This is a genomic window from Chthonomonas sp. (assembly GCA_016788425.1).
Classification (GTDB): Bacteria; Armatimonadota; Fimbriimonadia; order Fimbriimonadales; family Fimbriimonadaceae; genus JAEURQ01.
Genome location: JAEURQ010000004.1, coordinates 634532 through 658212, shown reverse-complemented (window position 1 = coordinate 658212; position 23681 = coordinate 634532). Strand labels below are relative to the sequence as shown.

Below are 23681 nucleotides of genomic sequence, written 5' to 3'. Positions count from 1 at the left end.
TGGATAGGGACCGAACTGGCTCACGCCGTTCTGAACCCAGCTCGCGTGCCGCTTTAATCCGTGAACTCCGGAACCCTTGGGACCTTGTACAGCCCCAGGATGCGACGAGCCGACATCGAGGTGCCAAACCATGCCGTCGCTATGAGCGCTCGGGCAAGATCAGCCTGTTATCCCCGGGGTAGCTTTTATCCGTTGAACCCTGACGTGCCCACGCACCATCAGAGGGTCACTTAGACCGACTTTCGTCCCAGCTCGACCTGTGTGTCTCACTGTCAACCGCACTATATACCTATACGCTCGACGCCTGATTTCCAACCAGGCTGAGTGCAGCTTTGTACGCCTCCGTTACACTTTGGGAGGCGACCGCCCCAGTCAAACTACCTGCCACAGACTGTCTCGAACCCAGATAATGGGTCCGGTTAGGAAACCAGAAGTACAAGGGTGGTGTTCCATTGGTGCCGAAGCTCCCACCTACGCTCTACATGTACATCCAGCTCCCAATCTGAAGCTGTAGTAAAGCTCCACGGGGTCTTTCCGTCCTACTGCGCGGAACCCGCATCTTCACGGGTGCTACAACTTCACCGGATTTCTCGTTGAGACAGTGCCCAATTCGTTACGCCTTTCATGCGGGTCGGTATTTAGCCGACAAGGAATTTCGCTACCTTAGGACCGTTAGAGTTACGGCCGCCATTCACTGGGACTTCGATTCAATGCTTCGGATTGCTCCTAACATCTCCTGTTAATCTACCAGCATTGGGCAGGCGTCAGCCCCTATACATCCACTTACGTGTTAGCAGAGACCTGTGTTTTTGGTAAACAGTCGACCGGGCTGCTTAGCTGCGGCCCCTTGCGGGGCACCCCTTCTTCCAAAGTTACGGGGTCAATTTGCCTAGTTCCTTAACGAGAGTTCTTCCGAACGCCTTAGTCTCCTCGACTCACCTACCTGTGTCGGTTTACGGTACGGTTTGATAATTGATAAGTTTAGAAGCTTTTCTCGGCCCCCACGCCACCCAGTTCCTTTGGTCCGAAGACCGCCGTTCCCCGGCCCCTTCCACGTTATCATCTATTAAATGAATAGGATATCGGCCTAGCCCGCAACAACCAACGGTGCGGGATGGGTTTTGTGGAAACGTCCCTCCATCACTCAATTACCAAGGTCGGGAATATCTACCCGATGTCCATCGGCTACGCCTTCTGGCCTCGCCTTAGGGACCGCCTAACCTCCGTCTGACGAACATAGCCGGAGAAACCTTAGGTTTTTGGCGGACAGGATTCTCACCTGTCTTATCGCTACTAATGTCTGCATTCTCACTCGAAAGCGCTCCACCTGTGCTTACGCTCAAGCTTCACTGCACTTACGACGCTCCCCTACCGATCACCGCTCTTGCGGGATCCCGAAGCTTCGGGTATAAGTTTTAGCCCCCATACATTTTCCGCGCAAGATCACATTCGGCCAGTAAGCTATTACGCACTTTTTAAAGGATGGCTGCTTCCAAGCCAACCTCCTGGCTGTTTATGCGATCTCACATCGTTTCACACTTAACTTATGATTAGGGCCCTTAGCTGTCGATCTGGGCTATTTCCCTTTTGACCACGGGGCTTATCCCTCGCAGTCTCACTGCTACGCTTCACGTTTAGGTATTCGGAGTTTGATAGGGTTCAGTAAGCTGGTAAGCCCCCTAGCCCTTTCAGTGCTCTACCCCCTAAACGAAACACGTAACGCTGTACCTCAATACATTTCGGGGAGAACCAGCTATCTCTGTGTTCGATTGGCATTTCACCGGACTAACCACAGCTCATCCCGAGACTTTTCAACGTCAATGAGTTCGGTCCTCCATGTTGTGTTACCAACACTTCAACCTGGCCATGGCTAGATCACACAGTTTCGGGTCTACTAAGACGGACTTGATGCCCTATTCAGACTCGGTTTCCCTCCGGCTTCAACTCTTAGAGTCTTAACCTTGCCCGTCCTAGTAACTCGCAGACTCATTCTGCAAAAGGTACGCCATCACCCTGGGCGCAAGCGCCATAGGGCTCTGACTGTTTGTAAGCAATGCGGTTTCAGGTTCTATTTCACTCCCCTCCCGGGGTTCTTTTCACCTTTCCCTCACGGTACTGGATGCACTATCGGTGATGAGTCGTACTTAGCCTTATCCAGTGGTCTGGACAGATTCACGCGGGGTTCCTCGTGCTCCGCGCTACTCGGGTACATCCTGAATTCGATTGAGTTTTCAAAATACGGGGCTATCACCCTCTATGGCCGGACTTTCCAATCCTGTTCTTCTAACTCTGTTCGATACTCGTTTCTAACTCCACCAACACAAACCCGAAGGCTTGAATTGAGGGAGTTAGTGGATGCCCCACAACCCCGGCTGGCAAGCCAACCGGTTTAGGCTCTTCCGCTTTCGCTCGCCGCTACTTACGGAGTCTCTTCGATTTCTTTTCCTCTGGTTACTTAGATGTTTCAGTTCACCAGGTTCCCTCTTCACACCCTATGTATTCAGATGTGAGTGACCAGACATTACTCCAGCCGGGTTTCCCCATTCGGACACCTGCGGATCAAAGCTATTGTGCAGCTCCCCGCAGCATTTCGCTGCTTACGCGTCCTTCATCGGCAACTCATCCCTAGGCATTCACCGCATGCTCTTCGTAGCTTAAATTGTATTCAAACTTGCGTTCGATGCGTGTTCCACTATTCGATATGCAACTGTCAAAGTGCTTTTCGCTCTTTCCGCTCGTCCTGAACTTCAGTCCAGCGGCAAAGAGAAGTTATACCAGTGCCCCCGAACGGTGTCAAGGGGGTCCGGCACCTTTTCCCCGGTTTTCTTTCAGAATTGCCGGGATCCGCCCACGCGAGCAGGTTCAAATTCCAATTTCGAACCCACAACCTTGTACCGTCCAGCACAAGAAAAAATTTCCGAAAAATTACCAGGATGTCGCCTCAAGCCCCGCTGGGCTAGACTTTGCCCATGTGGAAAACCTGGCTCCAGCGACGAGCCCTCGCCAAACAAATCTTCCGATGCGAGTGGTGGATCTATAGCCAGCAGCCAAAACTGCCCGATGGCACCGCCATCATGGACCGCATGATCGCCGGCAATCCCCACAACCGGCGCGGCTTTGCCCCCATCGGCGCGCGCGAAGGACTCATCTTTTCCGACGTGAGGCTCCATGTGCGCCTGGCCCTGCGCGCGAAAAACCCGCATCTCTTTCGGCCCGACCTCCTCGCCGACCATCCGGCCGGGGTCACGCGCGAGTCGCTCAAGCACCTGTCCGAACAGACCAGCGCGGTCATCGTGCGCTACGTCGGCAAGGGTGCGCTCACCGATCACCGCCACATCCCGTTTATGGCGCACCTCGCCGATGCCTACGCCAGCCTCATGGAGTCGCCCGTGATTTTCGATGTCGTCACCGAATGCATGTCCACCCAAGCAGAGTTTTTTGCCGCGCTCGACGCGCGACCCCAAGTGGATCAGCCCGAGCAGTTGGTGCGAGTCGGCTTCTTTCCCGAGACCGCAGGCGGGCGCGTGCGCACGTTTGGGCTCGTGAAACTTGGCCTGCCCGAGTGGGAGACCGCAGCCCTACCTTTGGACCAAGAAGTGATTGCCACCGCCGCGGTGGAGGCGGCCATGGAGCAAGTGGTGCGCGAGCAACTCCGTGCGGTCGCCCCGAACCCCGAGCAACTCGAGGTGGAGGTCCACGGCGTGCGCGTGCAACTGCAATGGGAACGGACCCGGAGCGAGCGACTCCAGGTCCGGATATTCCAGATTTCCGGCTAAGACCTAGTGCACCGGATGGCGCTCGCAAAGAGCGACCACTTCGGCTTTCACGGCGGCGAGTTGTGCCTCGTCTTCTCGTCCGCGCAGCGAGCGTGCGATGAGGTTGGCAATGGTGGCCATGTCGGCCTCGTTCATCCCGCGGGTAGTGACGGCCGGCGTTCCGAGCCGCACGCCCGAGGTTACAAAGGGCTTTTCCGGATCAAAGGGAATCGCGTTCTTGTTGGTCGTGATGTTCACATCCTCCAACACCTGCTGCGCGATTTTGCCGTTGATGCCAAACGGGCGAAGGTCAACGAGCATGAGGTGCGAGTCGGTGCCGCCGCTGACAATGCGGAAACCCTCCTGAGTCATGGCCGCCGCAAGGGCCGCGGCGTTCTTCTTCACGCGCTGGGCGTAATCCTTAAACTCGGGTCGCAACGCCTCGCCAAAGCAGACCGCCTTGCCGGCGATCACGTGCATCAGCGGGCCGCCCTGGATGCCCGGGAAGACGCTCATGTTGATCGGCTTGCTGTATTCCTCCTTGTTCCAAAGGATCATGCCGCCGCGCGGACCACGAATGGATTTATGCGTGGTCGAAGTCACAAAGTCGCAATGCGGCACCGGCGAATCGTATTCGCCCGCGGCGATGAGCCCCGAGTAGTGCGACATATCGCACATGTGATACGCGCCGACTTCGTCGCAAATCGCGCGAATTCGGGCAAAATCGAACTGGCGGCTGTAGGCCGTGGCTCCGCTCACAATCATCTTGGGGCGGTGCTCCCGGGCCAGCGCGGCGAATTCGTCGTAGTCAATCAGTTCGTCAGTTTGGCGGACGCCGTAGGGCACGATATTGTAAAGGTGGCCGCTAAAGTTCACCGGCGAGCCGTGCGTAAGGTGGCCGCCGTGCGCCAGGTTCATGGCCATCAGCGTGTCGCCTGGCTTAAGAAAGGCGAAGTACACCGCCATATTGGCTTGCGCGCCGCTGTGCGGTTGCACGTTGGCAAACTCCGCGCCGTACAGTTGCTTCACGCGATCCAGCGCCAGGGTCTCGACCTCGTCCACCACGGCGCAACCACCGTAGTAGCGTTTGCCGGGGTAGCCCTCTGCGTACTTGTCGGTGAGGACGCTGGCCATGGTTTGCCGCACCGCGAGGCTCGCGATGTTTTCACTTGCAATGAGCTCCAGGTTCGTGTGCTGACGCGCCTCCTCCGCTCGAATCAAGTCGAAGATGGCCCGATCACCGGTTTCCAACGGAACGGCGTGGGCTGAAACTGACGGCGACAAACCAGACATTGCCCAATTTTAGCCTAGTTCTTTTTCGGTGGCTTGCTCGCGACAATCGTCATGGGCGGCGTCGGGCCCTTGGCCGGAAAACTGTTCGGCGTAATCAGGATTGCGTCTACCGCCAAATCCACGGCGCGCACGCCGCTGACCTCCACCACCACCGACATCGTTTGCCCGACGTTCAGGTTCAATTCGCCCGCTTCATACCACGCAAAATCGGGCCCGTAGCTGCTGGCTGGGGTCGGGCTGAGCTGATACACCTGCTCGCCGATGCGGAGCCGCACCTTGTTGCGGTCTTGGGCCGGAATCTTGGCCGCGAGCCAGAGCGTGTGCATGCCGTTGGCGCGCGCCTCAAAGGGATAACTCGCGCGCAGCGGAAATAGGTCGCTGCTGAGCCGTGAGTGCAAGGTCAACGCCGAGCCATTCGAAATGCCAGAAATTTTATCCACCCCGCTAAACGTGTGGTCGCGGCTGCGCTCCGCCTCAATCCAGCTAAATGGCGCAAGGTTGAGGTTAATTCGGGCGATCGTGGAGCGCATCTGCGCGAAGCTACCGCTGGGGTTGCGGGTCATGCCCTTCACGGCTTCTTCGAATTCCAGGCCGTCCTCGGTGACCATGCCGGTGTTGCCGCCCAGCTTTGCTTTGATGGTTTCCCACTGACCCAGCGCTTCTTGCACCGATTCCTCGGGCACCGGGAGTTCCTCGGTCCCGCGAATAATCAGCGGCGACGAGCCCACCGAGACTTCGATTCCGCCCTTGACGATGCGCGCCGCCGGGTCCACGCCGCCAGTGGACTCAAACTTCCAGCCTTCCGTCACGCCCGCAATCAGCTTAACACGCCGCGCGGCGGTTCCCGGCGCGATCCAAATCGCGCTAAAACTTCCCTGCTGGTCGCTATATCGATAGCCGAGAAAACCGCTGCCGAGGTCGAGGCGATTGCCCGCGCCGGGGCCGGCCAACCACCATGCGCCGTTGGGCAAGGGGCCGGGTTCCACGGGGTTAGCCGCGCCAATCGGGAACGGAATCGTGCGCACTCGCGAAGCCCCGCTGGGGGTCAAATCTTTGATGAGGGCGGGTTCGCCGCGGAAAAACCAGCCGCGCACGCCCATGCCGCCGCTCGCCTGAATCAGGGTTTGCGCGACGCTCCCATCGGGCGCCACCGCGTCGGTGCACACCAGCCAACTGGGCTTCGTCCACACCTGCGTGGTGGTCGTCACCGGACCCACTTCCGCCGCGATCGGCCCCGCCACTTGGCCCCGAATCTTGGTGCCGAGCCCGCTCAGGCCGGAGCCCAACACGTAAGGCCCGTTCCACCCGCGCCAATCTTGGATCACGGGCACGTCGGCAAGTTGCTGAATACTCTCGACCAGCCGGCGATAGCGCCGCGCGGCAGTCGCGTTGATCACCGCTTCGATGTCGGTCCAGGCTTGGCTCTTCGCCAAATCGGTGCGGAACATCGTGTCGCGCGTCGGATCGAGAAACTGCCCCACGCCGCGCGCCTCGCCCCACATAGGAACGAGCCCCGACATCTCTTTGAACGAACTAAAGTCGGCAGCTGAGACCGACCAAGCCCGCACCGCGCTGTTGATGCTGGTGTACTTTTGCTTGAGAAAGAGTTCGAGTTCGCGCCGAAAGAGCGGGTTGGTGGGCACAAACTTGCGCGGCTCGAAAGCCGGCACTTCGCCCATCGGGTTCAGCAAGCCCCGAAATCCGGGTCCGGGTTGACTCGCGACCAAACATCGTAGCAGCTGATCGCGATGCTCGTCGAGCCCCGACCAGTAGTCCGGCACTTGCATATCCTGCTGATGCGGATAGAACAAAAGCACCTGCTCGCTTTCGCCCTCGGGCGCGATTTTCGAGGAGAAGTAACCCGCCTTGGTCGGGATTCGTTGACCCTTCGCGAGGCTACCGTCGCGCGCATAAGCAAGCGCGACGTACGCCCAATCGCAGTTGGGTAACGGAAACTCCAGGTAGCGCTCGGCTTTGAAGTTGGGAATGCGGTAACTCTCGGGCTGCACGGAGACTCCAGTGCAAGCGGGCGCGGCCACGCCGAGCGTAACCAAGTAGCGCATGCCGAGTTTGTCGAGCAACTGAATGGCGGTGCGCCACTCTTCCAAGTTCAATGAAAACGAGACGAGCACGTCGCGTACGCCCGCATCGTAGGCCGCCTGAATCGCGGCGGGGGTTCCCTCGACCCGCAACCCGATCGGCTGGTAGGGACTCCCGTTCCAGATCAGGCCGCGTTGGGCGTCCACCGACCATCGGTCAGAGGCAAGCGACACGCTCGCGAGGAGCGCGCTGAAGGCAAGGAGAGAAAACTTCACGTACTTTGATGACGCAGGGGGACGGCGGGAAGTGCGACCTCGTCAGTGGTCGCGCCCGTCACGCGCAACACGCGGTTGAGAATGACCTTGATGGTGCCCGCGAGGGGGTAGGCGATGAGCATGCCGATAAGGCCCATGAGCGCCGCACCGCTAAACACGACGAACATGCTGAGCAGCGGGTTGAGCCCAACCGAGCCGCCCACAATTTTGGGGTTGATGATGTTGTCGTAGATCATAAACACCGCAAAGAAAATACCGGTGACCACCATCGCGAAGGTCCACGGATCGCTGAACGACATGAAGAAGTTTCCGTTGGCGCCGGCAAACCCGGTGACCAGCAAAACCGAGACGTTCATGATGATCGCCCCGGCATAAGGGATGATATACACCGCACCAAAAAGGAGGGCGAGCAAAATTGAATACGGCACGCCAAGTACCGTCAGCACGATCGCGCAGAGCGTCGTCCAGATCGCGACGGTGACCATGAGGCCGCGGATGTAGGCGACGATGACCTGGCCGACTTCGCGCAGCAATCCGAGGGTGCCGCGGCGGATGCTCGGCGGGATCCAACTAATACTGCGCACCCGCAGGCCATCCATATCGAGCAGCAGCAAAAGCACAAAAATCGGCGTGAACAACAGCAGGAATATCTGCGATGCCGCGCTCGCGAGAATGCCGATGAAGCTGGAGAAGAATCCACGGACAAAGCCGGTGATGCGCTCGCGATGCGGGTCTACGTATTCCTTTACCAGGCCCGACTGGGTGGTCGGCAGGCCAACTCGTTCGAGCAGACCCTCCTGGCTCTTGAGAAGTTTGTCCACGCTCGACGCGGTGCGCGGGGTTGCCTGTTGCACAGGGTTCCACCGCACAAACGGGCTGCGGCTCGCCGGCTCGTTGAGCAGCGAATTGGTGAGGCTATCGACCCGGGCCGAGAGCGTGGTGACCTGCTGGGTCACGCTGGGCACGGCGAGCACAATGAGGCCGCCAACCCCCAGAAAGAAGACTGACATGACGGCGATGACGGCGGCCACACGGCGCACGCCTCGGCGCATCATGCGCTGGACAAGCGGTTCCAAGAGAACCGCAATTAAAAGGGCAAGAATGAACGGAGGCAGGATCGAGCGGACGGCGTAGAGGAACCAGCACAGCAGTACAACTACGATCACCCAAACGGTGATTCGCCACCAGTTCCCACCTCCGGGATTCATTCGTTAGGCGCCAACTTCGTCGGCCGGAATGACCGCGGCACGCTTCGCCTTTTGTTCGGCGATCCACTCTTGGGTTCGACCCTTGAGTTCCTTCGCCTTATCACCGATCATTTCGCGGGTTTCGTCGCCCGCCTTCGGTGCGAAAAGGATGCCGGCTGCGGCTCCGACCAATGCGCCCAAGCCGAAACCGGCGAGCAGATAAACCAAGCTGTTGTTTTCTTCGTTGTTAGCCATTTTGTTCTCCATGGGTGCCTGAGCTCTGGGGCAATGCCTTCGCTGACCCGTTCTTCCGACGCCCTTTGTACTGGTTATATCCCAACAAGGCAAGTTTGGAAAGGGTTCCCCACTTTCCGGCACCGAGAAATCCTGTTGCGACGCCGAGCAATTGCTCGACTCCGCTGCCCCGATGTGCCTGGGCGGCAGAAAGAGCCTTGATTTTCGCCTCGGCGCTCGCCACCTCCCCTTGTAAACGTCCCAGTTGCTTGTGAAGGTCCACCAAGCGACGCTCGACGGCCTTCAGAGTCTGTACCATAAAGATGCACATGACTAACGCCACGAGCGCAATTAAGAGGCACAGTATCAAAAGGACACTTTCCACGACCCCGTGAGATTACCCGCAAAGCGGCGAGGCGGCGTGAATCAGCATGTATAATTTCGGGGTAGGAAGCCCCATGTCCAAGCAAGTTCTGATTTTTGACACCACCCTTCGCGATGGCGAGCAGAGCCCTGGCGTGCGCCTGAACATGGCGCAGAAGCTGGAGATTGCCCATGCCCTCCGCGACATCGGGGTCAACATCATCGAAGCTGGATTCCCCATCAGCTCGCCGGGTGACTTCGAATCGGTGAATACCCTCGCCCGCGAGATCAAGGGCGTCACCATTTGTGGCCTCACGCGAGCTCGCCAAAAGGACATTGAAGTTGCCGCCGAAGCCCTCGCCCCCGCCGAGTCGCGACGCATCCACACCGGCCTTGGCGTCAGCGAAAACCACCTTCAAAACAAGCTGCGCATGAGCCGCGAAGAAGCCCTGGAAACCGGGGTGAACGCCGTCAAATGCGCGCGTCAATTCACCGATAACATCGAATATTTCATGGAAGACTCGGGCCGCGCCGATCGCGACTATGTCTACCAAGTCGTGGAGGCGGTCATCGCCGCCGGAGCGACCACCATCAACGTCCCCGACACGACCGGCTACACCTACCCCGAGGAGTATCGTAGCCTGATTCAAGGCATCATCGAGAACGTGCCAAACAGCGACAAGGCTGTGTTCTCGTGCCACTGCCACAACGACCTGGGCATGGCGACCGCCAACACGCTGGCCGGCGTTTTGGGTGGCGCCCGGCAAGTCGAGGTGACCATCAACGGCATCGGTGAGCGCGCCGGCAACACGGCGCTCGAAGAAGTTGCGGTCTCGCTGATGATTCGGTCGGACTACTTCGGCGGGCTCGAAACGTCGATCAAGCCGCAGGGTCTCTTGGCTCTCTCGCAGTTGGTGGCGAGCCACACCGGCATGGTCGTGCAGCGCAACAAAGCGGTGGTCGGGGCGAATGCCTATGCGCACTCCAGCGGCATTCACCAAGACGGCGTGCTCAAGGATCGCTCGACTTACGAGATCATCTCGCCCGAGCTCGTCGGCGCGGCCAAAAGCGAAATCGTGCTGACCGCTCGCTCGGGGCGTCACGGCCTTAAGCACCGCCTGAGCGAGATTGGGTTCAACTTTAACGAAGACCGGTTCGAGGAAATCTACGGCAAGTTCCTGGTGATGGCCGATACCAAAACCGAAGTGAAGGACGACGACCTACGCGAGCTCGTCAGCTAGAAAGCGCTCGGTTACGGCCCGATAGATTTCGACGCACTTTTCCAGGTCGCTGAGGCTGACGCACTCATTCGCGGCGTGGATCGTCGCGTTGCTCGGGCCGAATTCGGCGACCGGAATTCCACACGCTGCAAACACGCGCGCGTCACTCGTGCCGCCGCCGGTGCCCAGTTCCGGACGGCGTCCGGCAACGCGCTCGACTTCCTCCGCCAACAGGCTCGTGAGCGGGCCAGGCGCGGTGAGAAACGGGCTGCTGTTGTTCTTCGCGTCGAGCTCGTAACGGGTTCCTTGCAGCGCGGTTTCGATGGTGCGACGCAGGCTATCGGGGGTGGATTTCACGCCGTAGCGAATGTTGAACATGACCTCGCATTCGCCGGGCGTCACGTTGGTGGCCCCGGTTCCGGCCTGGATGTTCGTCACCTGGAAAGCGCTCGGCGCAAAGCCATCGCCGCCCGTGTCCAAGGTCGTTTCGAGCAACCTCTGCAAGGCCGGAGCGGCGGCGTGAATCGGATTTTCCGCGAGATGCGGATAAGCGACATGCCCCTGCTTGCCCAAAAACCGAATCTTGCCGCCAAACGAACCGCGCCGCCCAACCTTGAGCACGTCGCCGAAGACTTGCTCGCTGGTGGGCTCGGCCACGAGCGCGGCATCAATCCGCTCGCCCTGTTCGAGCAAGGCGGGCAGCGCAAACTCGGTGCCGTGAACACCTGGACCCTCTTCGTCAGAGGTCACAAACACGGCCACGCGCCCGCTCGTTTGCGCTTGGGTGGCGGCGATCAGCACCGCGGCGAGCGGCCCTTTCATGTCGCTCGCACCACGACCAAATAAGGTGTCGCCCTCGATCGTGGGCACAAAGGGGTCGGTCGCCCACGCCTCGCGCGGCCCGGGCGGCACAACGTCGCAATGCCCATAAAGGCAAAACGTGCGACCTTCGCCACGCGTGGCCCAAAGGTTGGTCACTCCGCCGCGATCAAGCATGCGACAAGCGAACCCGTGCGCGGTCAAAAACTCGCGAATCATCGCCATGCAACCGGCTTCGTCCGGCGTGACGCTGGGGCAAGCGATGAGTTGGCAGGCGAGGTCGCGGACCGTCATTCCGCCGCGCGCAACAGCTCGTTCAGCGAGGTCTTGGCCCGAGTTTGGGCGTCCACGCGTTTGACAATCACCGCGCAATACAGGCTGTGCGAGCCATCTTTGCTCGGCATCGTGCCGGGCACCACGACCGATCCCGCCGGGACGCGCCCATAAATGATCTCGCCAGTTTCGCGATCCAAAATTCTGGTCGATTGCCCGATGAACACGCCCATCGAGAGCACCGCATTTTCTTCGACGATTACGCCCTCGACCACCTCGGAGCGCGCGCCGATAAAGCAGTTGTCCTCGATAATCGTGGGGTTCGCTTGCAAGGGTTCTAGCACCCCGCCGATGCCCGCACCGCCGCTTAGGTGGACGTTCTTGCCAATCTGGGCGCAAGAGCCAACCGTGGCCCATGTATCCACCATCGAGCCCTCGTCTACATAGGCGCCGACGTTCACGTAGCTCGGCATGAGCACGACGTTGGGGCCGATATAACTTCCCCGCCGCGCGATGGCGTGCGGCACCACCCGGTAGCCGCCTTGCTGAAACTCTTCGGCCGTGGTCTGGCTGAACTTCAGCGGCACCTTATCAAAAAATCGCATCGGGCCCGACTCGCTCACCTGGTTCGCGGTCACGCGGAACGAGAGCAGCACCGCCTGTTTGATCCACTGGTGGGTCACCCAGTCGCCGTCAATCTTCTCAGCAACTCGCAGCTGCCCGGCGTCCAGTCCGGCAAAAACTTCGTCAATCGCCGCGCGTAGTTCCGAGGGGCACGCGGTCGGCGAGAGGTTGGCGCGGCCTTCCCACGCCTCGGCAATCAGGGTTTGCAGGCTCATTCTTTGTCTTCGTCAAAAAGCTCGGCGAGCGTGTCGTCGATGTTGGTGTTGGCGACCACCGCGGGTTGAGTGGTGTGGCGCATCGGTCGGTTGACCACCGCCGACTTGGCCTTGTCTTTCAGCGCGAGTTGGGCGGCGCGTTCTTCGGCGCCCGGCGAAACGGGCCATACGGTGGCGTCGGCCCAATAGCTGGTCAAAAATTCTTCCCAAACGCGGTCATAGACTTCGATGGTTTGGTCGGCAATGCCCGACCAGTCAAAGTCGGTATCAAGCCGCTCGGTCGCCGCCGTCTTAAGCTTTTCAGCTCGCTTGGGGTCGCTCAGAACTCGCAGGATAGCCCAGGCCAGACTCGCCGCGTCACCCGAGAACGCGAGAGTCCCGGTCTCATCATGCAGCACCACCTCGCGCAGACCGCCCGCGTCGCTGGCCACCACCGCGCAACCCGCGGCCATGCCTTCCAGCGCGACAATGCCGAACGGTTCGTACAGCGAAGGAAACACCGCGACGTCCGCGCAGCGATACATTTGGTGCAGGCTGCGATTGGCCATAAACCCCGTGAACAGAACCTTGTCTTGCAGGCCGTACCAGCGCACGAACCGCTCAAGTCGTTCGCGATTGCCGCCACCGACGATGACAAACTTGGTATCGGGCTCGTTGGCCAGCACCATGCCGGCGGCGTTGAGCAGCACGTGAATGCCCTTTTCGCGGACAAATCGCCCGACGTACATCACGATTTTTTCCTTTGGCAAGGCGAGTTGCGCCCGCCAGGTTGCGCGCTCCTTCTCGGTCCAATCGAACTGGAATTTGCCGGCGTTGACGCCGTTGAACACGACATCCACCTTGTTCTCGGGGATATTAAAACTCTTGACGACCTGCCCCTTCATGAAGTCGGAGCACACGATGACGCGCCAGGCTTCGTAGGTCAGCCAGTATTCGCTCTCGTGAATGTACTTTTGGAGGTCGTTGAAGATGCCGCCGTTGCGCCCTTCTTCGGTGGCGTGGATCGTGGCGACGACGGGTAGTTTGTACTCGTACTTGAGTTCGCGGGCGCTATCCAGGCTCAGCCAATCGTGCGCGTGGAAAATCGTCGGCTGCCCACCCGGACGCCAATCTTCGAGCAGTTGCCGCACCCGAACCTCGGTCGCTTGATTCAAAAGCTGAATCTCGTGGACGAAATCGGTCGGCTCTTCGGCCAAGTGAACGCGGTGAACGTTGACGCCGCTCGGCTCCACTTCTTCGTCGGGAGCTTGCGGCGTGGCCTTCGTCACCACGTGAACTTCGACACCCTTGCGCACCAACTGCTGGGAAAGATCATAGACGTGCGGGCTGATCCCCCCGACAATCCGGGGCGGGTATTCCCACGACAGCATGACAATGCGCTTCACCTTTAGTATTGTAGCGGAACCGGGCAGCGCAAATTTGGGCGTCCTTTCGAGGTCCGTGGCGCGTATGATTAACAGGATTCAGTTATGAAGAGAGTTGCTGTTTTTGCATTGGCCGTGATGGCCGCGGCGAGCTTCGCCCAGGTTGACCCGAACCGAACGGTCATGGTGGTGAACGGCGAGGAGATTAAGGGCGCCGAATATTACCAACGCATGGAGTTTCTGCCCGGCATCGGCACGCGCTCCGGCGATCGCTTTCTGGAGGCCGCGCCCGGCTTCCTCGTCCTTAATCGCCTGATCGAAGAAAAGCTGCTGTTCCAAGTGGCGAAGAAGCAAGGCGTGTATCCGACGCCCGCCGAGGTTGCCGAAATCTATGCCGAGAAGGCCGCCGAAAACAAGGATTTCGAAAAGAGCTACCAAGAGCAGGGCGTGACCAAGCCCTATGTCGAGTATCAAATCACGCTCGAACTCTGCCAGTTTAAGCTGCAAACCAAGGGGATTAACATCACCGACCAGCAGGTCGAGAAGCACTACAAGGAAAACCCGAGCCGCTTCACGATTTACAAGAAGACCAAGCTAAGCGTGATCGCCGTGCCCGAATTCCGCAAGGCCGACGTGGATAAGTCGCTGGCCGCGGGCAAGGACTTCGGCGCCGTCGCCAAGGAGATGAGCACGGATCCTTCCAGCCAGAACAATGGCGTGGTCGGATTTGTCAGCGAACCCGAAATGTCCGAGACCATGCGCGGGCTCGTGAAGGACGTGAAGGTCGGCGGCCTCACCGCTTGGCTTCAAGGTGAAGCCGTGTGGCTCCGATTTAGAGTCGACGATGTCGTGCCGCAACAGATCAAGCCCCTCGATGCCAAGCTCAAGCGCGACCTGCGCCGATCGCTCATGGTGGACCAAGGCATGGCCAAAAACGACGTGGAAAAGTGGCTTCGCGACGCCCGCAAGACGGCCGTCATCGAGGTCAAACAGGCGCAGTTTAAGAGCGAAGTGACCAAAATGCTGGAGCGGTACAAGATCGGCGGCTAAAGCAGCTCGGCGATGCGGCGCAGCCCCTCTTCGCAGGTGGCTTCGTCCGGCACCAACGCAACGCGCACGAATCCGGCTCCCGGGTTCGTGCCGTTGTTTTCGCGCCCCAGGTACCGGCCCGGAAGCACGAGCACCTGCTTAGTTTGGACAAGGTTTTTTGCGAAGGCGACGTCGTCGCCGCCCGGCACGGGTAGCCACAAGAAGAAGCCGCCCTCCGGGACCGGGCAGTTCGGCAGAATCTCTTGCGCCTTCGCGACCTTGGCCTGGTAGCGGCGACGATTTTCGTCGGCGTGCGCCTCGTCGCGCCAGGCAGCCTCGCTCACGCGTGCGACAAGCTCGCTCATTGCGCTGCCGTGATAGGTGCGGTAGAGCAAGAACTTGCGCAAGAGGTCGCGGTCCCCAACGACAAACCCGCTTCGCAACCCGGGCAGGCTGCTGCGCTTGCTGAGACTGTTGAACACGATCACGCGGTCCAAGCTTCCCTGCACGCGCATCGCGCTCTGCAAAATGCCGTCGGGCCGATCACCAGTGCTGATCTCGCTGTAACACTCGTCCGCGGCGATCACAAAGTCGTGCCGGGCGGCCATCGCCAGCAGCATCTGCACCTCGCCCGCGGACGTAATGCGCCCGGTTGGGTTATGCGGGCTGCAGAGATACACGAGGTCGGTTTGCGCCCAGGTTTCATCTGTGATCGACTCCCAATGCGGCGCGAACCCGTGGGTGGCATCGAGGTTCAGGAACACCGGTTCGGCCCCCGCCAGGAGCGCCGCGCCTTCGTAGATTTGATAGAACGGGTTCGGGCAAATGACCTTGCGGCCCGGCGAAACGACGACCTGCGCGATGGCGAAAAGCGCCTCGCGCGAGCCAAGCACCGGCAAGACCTCCGTCTCGGGGTCGAGTTGCACGCCGAACCGCTGGCCGATCCAACTCGCGATGGCCTGCCTCAGACTCGCCGGACCTTGCGTCGGCGGATAGGTCGCCAGGCTCCGCAAACCATCGTTGAGGATTTCTTGGACGAAGCTGGGCGGCGCGTGCTTAGGTTCGCCGATGCTGAGATTGATGCCCGATTCGGGGAGCGGCAAGAGGGCGCCAAACTCCGCTCGCATCCGCTCAAACGGATACGCCTGCAGCCGGTCCAGACGCTCGTTCACGGCGCGAGCTCCCGTAGCGTGCGAAACTGCTGACCACCAGCCAGCAACCGCTGAACCAGGCCGCGAAACACGCTCAGGTTCGCGTCTTGCTGCCCCCAAAACCCTGGCTCAATCGCGATCACGGTGGCCGTGCGGGGGTCATCGCTCACCTGGTTAGCCCACGCGCGGAGGGTCTTCCCTTCCTCGGGCCGCAGAAAACTCGCCTGATTTGCGGGCGGCACGTCGAGTTCGTGGGCTTCGTTGAGGATGGTATCCACCAACTTCGGAAACGCGCGCCGCACGTCTTGGCTCACAAAAAATTGGTACTTCAGCCCGAGTTCGCGCGCGACCTGGAGGAACCGCAGCACCATCGCCGGTTCGCCGTGATCCGCCGCCGCGCGGCCCTCGATTTCCCAAGGGACGTAGGTGACGTTCAGCGCGATGACGACGGGCATTATTGCAGCGCGACGATGCCCGGCAGCGCCTTTCCTTCCAAAAATTCCAGCGATGCGCCACCGCCGGTGCTGACGTGGCTTACCTTTTCGGCGAGGTCGAACTGCTCCATGGCGGCCGCGCTATCGCCGCCGCCCACGATGGTGGTGCCGGCTGATTCGGTCAGCGCAATCGCGACACCCTTGGTGCCCGCTTCAAACGGCGTCATTTCGAACACGCCCATGGGGCCGTTCCAGATGACCGTGCCCGCGCAGCGAATAACCTCGCTGAAGGCTTGCAGCGTTTCCGGCCCGATGTCCGCCCCGAGTTGGTCGGCGGGAATCGCGTCGGCCCCCACCACGCTGGTGGCCGCCGTTTCGCTGAGTTCTTTGGCGACCACGACGTCGGTCGGCAGCATCAGCTTGTCACCGTGGTTCTTGAGCAGTTCGGCGGCGTATTCGATGTTGGATTCATCGAGCAGCGACTTGCCGATTTCGTGCCCTTGCGCCTTGAGGAAGGTAAACGCCATGCCCCCGCCGATGATGAGCTTGTCCACCTTGGGTAGCAAATTGTCGATGACGGTGATCTTGTCCTTGACCTTCGCGCCGCCCAAAATCGCGACGAAAGGCCGCTTCGGATTCGCGATCGCCTTGCCCAAAAACTCCATTTCCTTGATGATGAGGAAGCCCGCGTAACCCGGGATAAGGTGGGCGACCCCCTCGGTGCTGGCGTGAGCGCGGTGGGCCGTGCCAAAGGCGTCGTTCACGTAGATGTCGGCCAGGCTGGCGAGTGGCTTCGCGAAGTCGGGGTCGTTCTTCTCCTCCTCGGGGTGGAACCGCACATTCTCCAACAGCACGACTTCGCCATCGGTCATTTTGCCGACTTCGGCGGCGACCTCTTCGCCCACGCAATCGTTGAGAAGGCGAACCCTGGTGCCGAGAAGTTCGGTCAGCCGAGCGGCCACGGGTGCGAGAGTGAACTCGGGCGTCACGCCCTTCGGGCGACCGAGGTGCGAGCACAGGATCACCTTCGCACCTTGTTCGCGCAGAAAGTTGATGGTCGGCAACGCGCCGACGATGCGCCGATCGTCGGTGATGGTCGCGCCATCCATCGGCACATTGAAGTCGCAACGAACCAGCACACGCCGGCCCTTAAGGTCGCTCAGGGAGGAAACTTCTCGCATCCCCGCAAGTATACAATCGCGCGGCTAACTGCCCTTAGAGGCGAAGGCATCATAGACCGGAAGGTAGAACGCCCAGCTCTCGCGGCGCATGGCTTTTTGGTACGCGGGGAGCGAAATGTACGGGATGAAGTGCGGTCGGCGCGGCGGGCGAAGCAACTTCATGTTCGCCTTTTCCACCGTCTTATCGCCCTTGCGCAGGTTGCATTTCCGGCAACAGGCGACGAGGTTGTCCCAGGTGTTGGGGCCGCCCATCCAGCGCGGCTTCACGTGGTCAATGGTCAAATCTTTGCCCTTTGCCCCGCAATACTGACAGGTGTAGGCATCCCGCGCGAGGATCGAATGGCGCGAGAGTCGCAGCTGCGGCAGCGGTCGGCGCACGTGGTAGCGCATCTTTACGATGCTCGGAGGTTCGAGTTCGCCGCGCGTGGTGATGATCGCCTCCTCGTGGTTCTCCAGAATCTCCGCCTTCCCCAGCATTACGAGCGCCAAGGCGCGCCTAATGTTGGTTACGTTCAGCGGCTCAAAGTCCGAATTTAACAGCAGCACTTCCTGATTCGTCATCGATCACCTCCTGCGGCGGAAACAAAAAGCCCGAACGCACACACGTTCGGGCTGTCAAGATCGCGAGCCGCACGGGCGACACGATTCAACATGTCGGTTCTCTGTCTCATATGGGGCGGCGTGCTCACCTGGTTTTGCCTCCGATCCTATTTGTTCGGACGATTTTATTGTACGAAACGAATCCAGAAATCGGCAATTCTTCGCCGCGAACCGGCACTTTTACGGTCTCTTAACGGATGGTCGCGGTATCCACCATGCGATCAAACGCCTGGAGGATTTTCTTTTCGTCTTTCGGGTTCTTGATGTCCACCGATAGGGCCAGGGCGCGGCCTTCCTTGTTCTTGATCAGAACAAACCGGCGCTTGGCGTATTGCTTCTCGTCGAGAACTTCAAAGGCGATGCCCTCGTAGCCCATTTTCGAGGTGATCTGGCGGTAGGGAGTAGGCTCGCCTTTCTCCTCGCGGGTGATGAAGTAGAGCGAGGTGCGGTACAGCGAATCCCAGGTTTCGCTTTGGGCGTTGGCGGTCATGGTGCCGAGCTTGCCGCCAGCAGTGGTGGACTTAATGTCCCTCGCGCCCCACGGCGTCTCCTTGCCGACGGTCCATTCCTTAGGAATCTCGAAGCTGTATCCCTTGGTTTCGATGCGAACAATCCCGTCCTTGAGCTCGACGATCTTGACGTCGTTCATTCGGGCCGCGGCGATCGCGACGGCAACAATCCCAGCGATGATGAGAAGCTTTCGCATGAATGGTTCTACGTCGGGGCGCCCGGCCAAGGCGGCAAATCCTTACAACGGGCTAGCCAACCGCACAACGAGTTTCAAGCAAAGAGCCATCTATGCGACAATCATGTTGTTATGGCCTCGATATCGGGGCGCATAATGCGGTCCACCCGGTTGAGTTTGGCAAAGTGGTCGAGTTCCTCGAATGTGAACTTTTGCAGACGCCAGCCCTCCTTAAGGGCTTCAATCGCCAAGTCATATCCCACTTGCGAGCGCAGCCGAAAGCAATCGGCGACAGTCTTTGCGGGTGAGTAGATGCGGACTTGACACCCTCAACGACGTGCGTGGTGATGCCGGCCGAGAAGTAGGGCTCAGAGAAGCGTACAACTCGCAGTTTCTGAGCGAGTTTCGGCGTTCGAGTTCGCTCTGGCACGGCAATCCAAGTCTCGTAAGGTAGCTGAGTCCCGATTCCGTGGAAGGCGAGAGCCGAAACCAGGGAAACAACTGCGGATGGAACCGCCAGCGCGACGAGAGCGAGGTCGTGCCATTCGGTGAAACCGTGGTCGGACAGGCCGTAAAGACCGCGCGCGAGGCGCTGAATCTCACCAGCCCGCAGGAGCCTCGTAAGCGAGACCCGTGAGTACCCCGCGGCAGTCCAATCGCGACTGCGAACAACCCCTTTTGCACGGACGAACTCCTTCTCGGCTTGGTGCGAATGTTCCATAACGTTGTTATATGACGACAACTATCTACATATTGGAACAACTCGTGAAAAAACTCAACAAAAAGCTCCCGAATCAACTGATTCGAGAGCCTTCAAAATTTGGGTGCGGGTCGTGAGTCCATTCCGAACTACGGGACTATCACTTTTCAGGTTCAAATCCTCCGATTCGGCAAGAAGCGAAGGGACAAAGGTGGTCGTCCTAAGAAGTCTCCTTCGAAATCTTCGCAATCCGTGGAACTGGCGGACTGACTTTACCGATTTTCTAGGGGACTTTTTCGACCATTGAGATAGCTGCGTCTCAGACAATTTTGATTTGGATACCACGGGTTAGAAACAAAGAAAAACAGCCAGTCACGTTCCGGGACTGGCTGTTGACATTGGAACGGTTTTTTCGATTCTCAGGGGAAGCTATTTTGATTCCGTTGCTAGTCTCTCCTCCTTTCGCTTCTGAAGTTCAAACAGAAGCTTTGTCGCATTCACCCATCTTCGGACTTCTTGCTTCGAAGCTCCTCCAGATACTGTTGCATGAACTCTTAACTTTGTTGCTGGTCTTGCCATGTATAGGCTGTCATTCCAACTGACGGTTTTCCGCACTCACCCCGGTGGGTCAAAATCGGGGGTTCCATATTCCCAAATTGGGAACCCCAAACTCCGAGAGGCTCGGACGTTGGGGTGACAGTCACGGTACTTTTTTGAAAGTATCAACCGGAGGTTGTTGAAGAAGAGCCTGGATGAAACACTACCACAGCGACAGGACAAGGGCAGACCTTCTTCGCTCCGCCAAATTTTAGCCCTCGACGTGGAAAGTGAACCTCTACATTCGGATTTCCAAGGATGTAGTCATGCCAGTAGCAGGAATTCATGTTGGCGGGAATGACCATCGTCACCAGTGCACCACTTGATGCTGACTCCACTGCCTTCTCAACAAACTTCTTTGCTTTAGCGAATGGTGGATTTACCCAAATCGACTGTGCGCCCCAATCCTGAGCGAGGGAGTCATCTTGTTCGGTCCAAAACTGTTCGCAGAGCGAGTTCTCCTGAGATGCGCAGGCATCGACAGCAAAGCAAAATCTCTTGTCGAACGCATCAAAGACTTCCTTGGGAGTCGTCCAAGTTTGGTCTCCACGCCCATCAAGGAGCACGTGCTTGAAACTCATTGAAGCACCTCGGGCAGGTTGGCGAAAAGCGACGGTCGAGTGACTCCGAAGGAGGTCAGCGTGATGGGGTTAGTTATATATGTTCGTTGATTTAGCATTTTGAGCTCGCCGGAGTTTCGTGTGAAACGGAGTCCGGTAACAGAGCTGTAATTCCCAGGCGCCAAATCCCGCACAAGGGTACGGACTTTAATAACTGGTCAAATCTTCACGTGAACATAAGGGACTCCAAGCTGGTCAAGAACAGCCTCAACATGCCTCTGCGCCACCCCTAAAGCACTATTTGCCCGGAGGCACTGGTTGGCTAGCAGTCGCCGATTTTCATGTCGCTCGGTCAATGAGTCTTGAATCGCTGTTCGAGCGAACGTCGAAATCTGAACATTCAGCAGTTCAGCGGCCTTTTCGATTGCTTCGTACTCTTCTTCGGTGAATCGGATTGTGATGCGCTTTTCCTTCATCTGACCAGTTTGGCAGACAATTTCGTGCCGTGTCTCAGCTCAAAACCGACTTCTGAGGCAGGGAGTTACACGAAGCTAGGGGCGAAAACCCTCAGATTGTTGCGGGCTCTTGATAGAGCTGCATGGAAAACACACCATGCAAATCAGGCGCAACCGCCCTTCTCGACTCCGACAACCACACCTCTTCGAACAGTACCGAATTCCGGTTCGGAAGCCCACTTCTCGAACGACTTGGGCGCAACATCAACTCTCTTGCTCGCAAGTATTCGTCAAAACGAACATCGCTAGATTTTGAGGACGCTCGCCAAGAGCTCATTTTAGGCGTGCTCATCGCCTCAGAACGAGTTGACCCTACTCGCTCCCAATGTGAAATCGACCGCTATCTTCTCTATTCGGCAGAATGTCACCTGCGTTCGACAATTGATTGCGTCGGCGGAGTGCGCTGCCCTTCGCAAAAGTGCAAAGCTCGAAACCTGGCCCTTACCAAGAAATCATATGGACAAGAGCTTTCACCGGATGAGCGAGAGACACTTGGTGCGCTTGTGTTCCAGTTCCTAGAGCTTGACGCCCCCACTTGCGCAGACTACCCCGAGCGATTCTGGTGCACGGCAATGAACGACCTGGACTCAGACCTCTACGTGAAACTCCTCATGGAGAAGCTTCCCATCCAAGTCGCCCATGCACTGTCTCTCATTTACTTGGAAGAGTACACGTATTCTGAAGCGGCGGAGATTCTTCAGGTTGCGGATAGCCAGCTTCGTTCCCACTTGCAAGTTGCTAAGCGCATGCTGCAACGGGAGGTGGCGACCGCCTTCCAGTGCGCTCAGCCTTGAGAAATGCTTGTGGGTCAAAGCAACGGGTTCAATTTCTCGATATTGGAAAGCCCCAATTCCCGACCGGCTCAAGGGGTTAGTCCTTAAACAAAAACTTCACGAGTGCAAGGATTCCAAGAATCACCAAGGCTACTAGTGCTAACGGCATCAAGGGTGTAACAAGCAAGAATATTAGTACAGCGAGGATGCACATACCCCACCAAATGCATCCAACACCGAGCTTTACCGCACCCCAGGCTAGACCAGGAATCGCTTTGATGTCCTTTAAGCGCTTCGCTTCGTTTTCAGCATCGACACATTGGCGACACTTCGTCCAGACTTCGCCCACCGTCGGAAGCACTCTTTGGTCGTACGCTGCCGGAGCGCCGGAGTTATTGAATGTTGATTCTGGTGGAATTCGACCGGGACCAAGCTGATTCGAGCATACTGAACAATAGATGATTCGTTCAGATATCAAAGGTAGGGGTTTGAATGGACGCATCGGGACTCCGTCCTCGAAGGGTCGAGCGTGATTCCTCACTCCATTGGGCGCTTTTGCAAGGGCGAACAGAAAGCGCTGCTGGCACTGTGGGCATCTAGCTGCACTGCTTGCTGCCTTGGAATAGCCTGGTGATACGACCGTGGTGTTTATCCCACAAGCAGGGCAGTCGAGGCTGACTGAGCCGTCTGAGTGAATCGTGGTGCTTTCGAGGGACACTTGGTATTCTGGGTGAGGGTCTTGTTGCGGCACATACAGCCACTGAACTTGGGGAACAATAACTCCCACCTTTTCTTGTGTTCTGAACCGAAAACAGAATCCACAAACACACTGGGAAATCCCGTAAGTTGAAGCAGGAAGCCCTATTGCCTGATTACATTTTGGGCAGGCCAAAATGAACTTAGTGACAGGGTGCGAAGCTTGGCTTTGTTGACTAGATTGCGCCTGCGCTGAATATTGCCCACTTCCAGTCGTAGACTTGCTCCACTTGGGGTCCAATGTCACAGAAAAGGTGATTCCGCATCCGCCTGCACCGATTGGGCAAACAAAGTTTCCTGGCTTTCCGGTCCAGTTGACTCGAAGAGTCTTGCCACATTGGGGGCATTGAGTGAGTCCATTGGGTCCAACAGTGGCAGACCACGGTTTTGGAGATGAATTGGACCCCGGCTGAACGTTTTCTTGCTCAACTTCCGCTCCGCAGTTCGTACAGAATTTAGTCGAGTCAAGCTTCGAGCCACACGTCGTGCAGAATCTCACTTGCCTACACCGCCGGTCGAAGGCTCGACATAAGAACCATCGGCGGTGACCTGACATCCAGCGACGCTCAACCGAAGTTTGAACGCCTCTCCCACTTCATTAGCGTTCTGAGTTTCCTGCGGTGTGAGTGTTTTGAACTTCTCCTGGTTCTGCCGGGCTGACAGCATCATCAAATTTAACTCATCACAGTTCATCGAAGCAATGCGGTCGAGGACTCGTTGCCTTTGGGTAGAGAACAGGTTTATCCCATTGAACTTAAAGATGCTCTGCACACAGTCCTGAGGGGTCAACTCTGGGGGCGGTCGATTGACGGCTTGGTCAATCGAACGTTTGAGGAACGGCGAGAGAGCGCATACTAATCCCACGATGAGCAAGATAGGGATGCGCCCTGTCGTAGTGCGCTTCGGCGGTTGCGTTTGAACTTCTGGAGAGCTAATAAATACATGCCGAGCAGGCGGAGGTACCGGAGCAGTGGGTGGATGGACATCGCTCAAAGGTCTTGCGGAATCTTCTTTTGGCGGAGCAATCACGCACGCCGC

At 58.3% G+C, this 23681-nt stretch carries 21 protein-coding genes and 1 rRNA gene; 4 read left to right on the top strand and 18 right to left on the bottom strand.

Annotated features, from left to right (window positions below):
* Positions 1 to 2660: ribosomal RNA gene (locus JNJ45_12945) — 23S ribosomal RNA — on the bottom strand; the annotation flags it as partial.
* Positions 2661 to 2969: 309 nt separating this feature from the next.
* Here JNJ45_12945 and JNJ45_12940 point away from each other — a divergent pair.
* On the top strand, positions 2970 to 3776 hold the full coding sequence (locus JNJ45_12940; protein ID MBL8049576.1) for a hypothetical protein: 807 nt from the start codon (positions 2970 to 2972) through the stop codon (positions 3774 to 3776).
* Between the two features lie 3 nt (positions 3777 to 3779).
* Here JNJ45_12940 and JNJ45_12935 read toward each other — a convergent pair whose 3' ends face one another.
* From JNJ45_12935 to JNJ45_12915, 5 genes are read right to left on the bottom strand one after another with little or no spacing between them, the layout of a single operon-like run.
* On the bottom strand, positions 3780 to 5048 hold the full coding sequence (locus JNJ45_12935; protein ID MBL8049575.1) for a serine hydroxymethyltransferase: 1269 nt from the start codon (positions 5046 to 5048) through the stop codon (positions 3780 to 3782).
* A 14-nt stretch (positions 5049 to 5062) separates the two neighbouring features.
* Positions 5063 to 7363, bottom strand: a complete 2301-nt coding sequence (locus JNJ45_12930; GenBank protein MBL8049574.1) for a hypothetical protein — start codon at positions 7361 to 7363, stop codon at positions 5063 to 5065.
* Positions 7360 to 8529: an AI-2E family transporter gene (locus JNJ45_12925; GenBank protein MBL8049573.1), complete on the bottom strand. Its 1170-nt coding sequence runs from the start codon at positions 8527 to 8529 to the stop codon at positions 7360 to 7362. Before JNJ45_12925 ends, JNJ45_12930 begins: the two co-directional genes overlap by 4 nt.
* A 45-nt stretch (positions 8530 to 8574) precedes the next feature.
* Positions 8575 to 8805 (bottom strand): YtxH domain-containing protein, encoded by a 231-nt coding sequence (locus JNJ45_12920; GenBank protein MBL8049572.1) that lies wholly within the window; start codon positions 8803 to 8805, stop codon positions 8575 to 8577.
* A complete protein-coding gene (locus tag JNJ45_12915) occupies positions 8798 to 9169 on the bottom strand; it encodes a hypothetical protein (protein ID MBL8049571.1) in 372 nt (123 codons plus the stop codon). The genes JNJ45_12920 and JNJ45_12915 overlap by 8 nt, the downstream gene beginning before the upstream one ends.
* 73 nt (positions 9170 to 9242) lie before the next feature.
* Between JNJ45_12915 and JNJ45_12910 the strand changes: the two genes are divergently transcribed.
* Entirely contained in the window at positions 9243 to 10388 is a 1146-nt protein-coding gene (locus JNJ45_12910; protein ID MBL8049570.1) for a 2-isopropylmalate synthase, read from the top strand.
* Here JNJ45_12910 and dapE read toward each other — a convergent pair.
* From dapE to JNJ45_12895, 3 genes are read right to left on the bottom strand one after another with little or no spacing between them, the layout of a single operon-like run.
* Positions 10368 to 11480 carry a succinyl-diaminopimelate desuccinylase gene (dapE, locus tag JNJ45_12905; GenBank protein ID MBL8049569.1) on the bottom strand — a complete coding sequence of 371 codons (1113 nt, stop codon included), beginning with the start codon at positions 11478 to 11480 and terminating at the stop codon, positions 10368 to 10370. The genes JNJ45_12910 and dapE overlap by 21 nt on opposite strands.
* Positions 11477 to 12298, bottom strand: coding sequence for a 2,3,4,5-tetrahydropyridine-2,6-dicarboxylate N-succinyltransferase (gene dapD / locus JNJ45_12900; GenBank protein MBL8049568.1), 822 nt, complete (start codon positions 12296 to 12298; stop codon positions 11477 to 11479). The genes dapE and dapD overlap by 4 nt, the downstream gene beginning before the upstream one ends.
* Positions 12295 to 13683 (bottom strand): glycosyltransferase family 4 protein, encoded by a 1389-nt coding sequence (locus JNJ45_12895; GenBank protein MBL8049567.1) that lies wholly within the window; start codon positions 13681 to 13683, stop codon positions 12295 to 12297. The genes dapD and JNJ45_12895 overlap by 4 nt, the downstream gene beginning before the upstream one ends.
* An 84-nt stretch (positions 13684 to 13767) precedes the next feature.
* On the opposite strand from JNJ45_12895, the gene JNJ45_12890 reads away from it, so the two are divergent.
* Complete coding sequence (locus JNJ45_12890; GenBank protein MBL8049566.1) at positions 13768 to 14712, top strand: peptidyl-prolyl cis-trans isomerase; 945 nt, start codon at positions 13768 to 13770, stop codon at positions 14710 to 14712.
* Here the strand turns inward: JNJ45_12890 and JNJ45_12885 are convergent.
* The 8 genes from JNJ45_12885 to JNJ45_12850 form a co-directional block, all read right to left on the bottom strand.
* A complete protein-coding gene (locus tag JNJ45_12885) occupies positions 14709 to 15863 on the bottom strand; it encodes a succinyldiaminopimelate transaminase (GenBank protein ID MBL8049565.1) in 1155 nt (384 codons plus the stop codon). The two genes, JNJ45_12890 and JNJ45_12885, sit on opposite strands and share 4 nt — an antisense overlap.
* Positions 15860 to 16297: a hypothetical protein gene (locus JNJ45_12880; protein ID MBL8049564.1), complete on the bottom strand. Its 438-nt coding sequence runs from the start codon at positions 16295 to 16297 to the stop codon at positions 15860 to 15862. Before JNJ45_12880 ends, JNJ45_12885 begins: the two co-directional genes overlap by 4 nt.
* A complete protein-coding gene (locus JNJ45_12875) occupies positions 16297 to 17457 on the bottom strand; it encodes a phosphoglycerate kinase (protein ID MBL8049563.1) in 1161 nt (386 codons plus the stop codon). Before JNJ45_12875 ends, JNJ45_12880 begins: the two co-directional genes overlap by 1 nt.
* A gap of 24 nt (positions 17458 to 17481) precedes the next feature.
* A complete protein-coding gene (locus JNJ45_12870) occupies positions 17482 to 18018 on the bottom strand; it encodes an HNH endonuclease (protein MBL8049562.1) in 537 nt (178 codons plus the stop codon).
* Between the two features lie 229 nt (positions 18019 to 18247).
* The gene (locus tag JNJ45_12865; GenBank protein ID MBL8049561.1) at positions 18248 to 18763 is read right to left on the bottom strand and encodes a hypothetical protein; all 516 of its coding nucleotides are present in this window, start codon (positions 18761 to 18763) and stop codon (positions 18248 to 18250) included.
* A 109-nt stretch (positions 18764 to 18872) separates the two neighbouring features.
* Positions 18873 to 19463 carry a type IV toxin-antitoxin system AbiEi family antitoxin domain-containing protein gene (locus JNJ45_12860; GenBank protein MBL8049560.1) on the bottom strand — a complete coding sequence of 197 codons (591 nt, stop codon included), beginning with the start codon at positions 19461 to 19463 and terminating at the stop codon, positions 18873 to 18875.
* Between the two features lie 701 nt (positions 19464 to 20164).
* Positions 20165 to 20620 carry a hypothetical protein gene (locus JNJ45_12855; GenBank protein MBL8049559.1) on the bottom strand — a complete coding sequence of 152 codons (456 nt, stop codon included), beginning with the start codon at positions 20618 to 20620 and terminating at the stop codon, positions 20165 to 20167.
* Positions 20621 to 20817: 197 nt separating this feature from the next.
* Complete coding sequence (locus tag JNJ45_12850; protein ID MBL8049558.1) at positions 20818 to 21075, bottom strand: hypothetical protein; 258 nt, start codon at positions 21073 to 21075, stop codon at positions 20818 to 20820.
* 122 nt (positions 21076 to 21197) lie between these two features.
* Here JNJ45_12850 and JNJ45_12845 point away from each other — a divergent pair, with 122 nt between their 5' ends.
* On the top strand, positions 21198 to 21908 hold the full coding sequence (locus JNJ45_12845) for a sigma-70 family RNA polymerase sigma factor (GenBank protein ID MBL8049557.1): 711 nt from the start codon (positions 21198 to 21200) through the stop codon (positions 21906 to 21908).
* 1230 nt (positions 21909 to 23138) lie between these two features.
* Here JNJ45_12845 and JNJ45_12840 read toward each other — a convergent pair.
* A complete protein-coding gene (locus JNJ45_12840; GenBank protein MBL8049556.1) occupies positions 23139 to 23516 on the bottom strand; it encodes a hypothetical protein in 378 nt (125 codons plus the stop codon).
* Between the last annotated feature and the right edge of the window lie 165 nt (positions 23517 to 23681).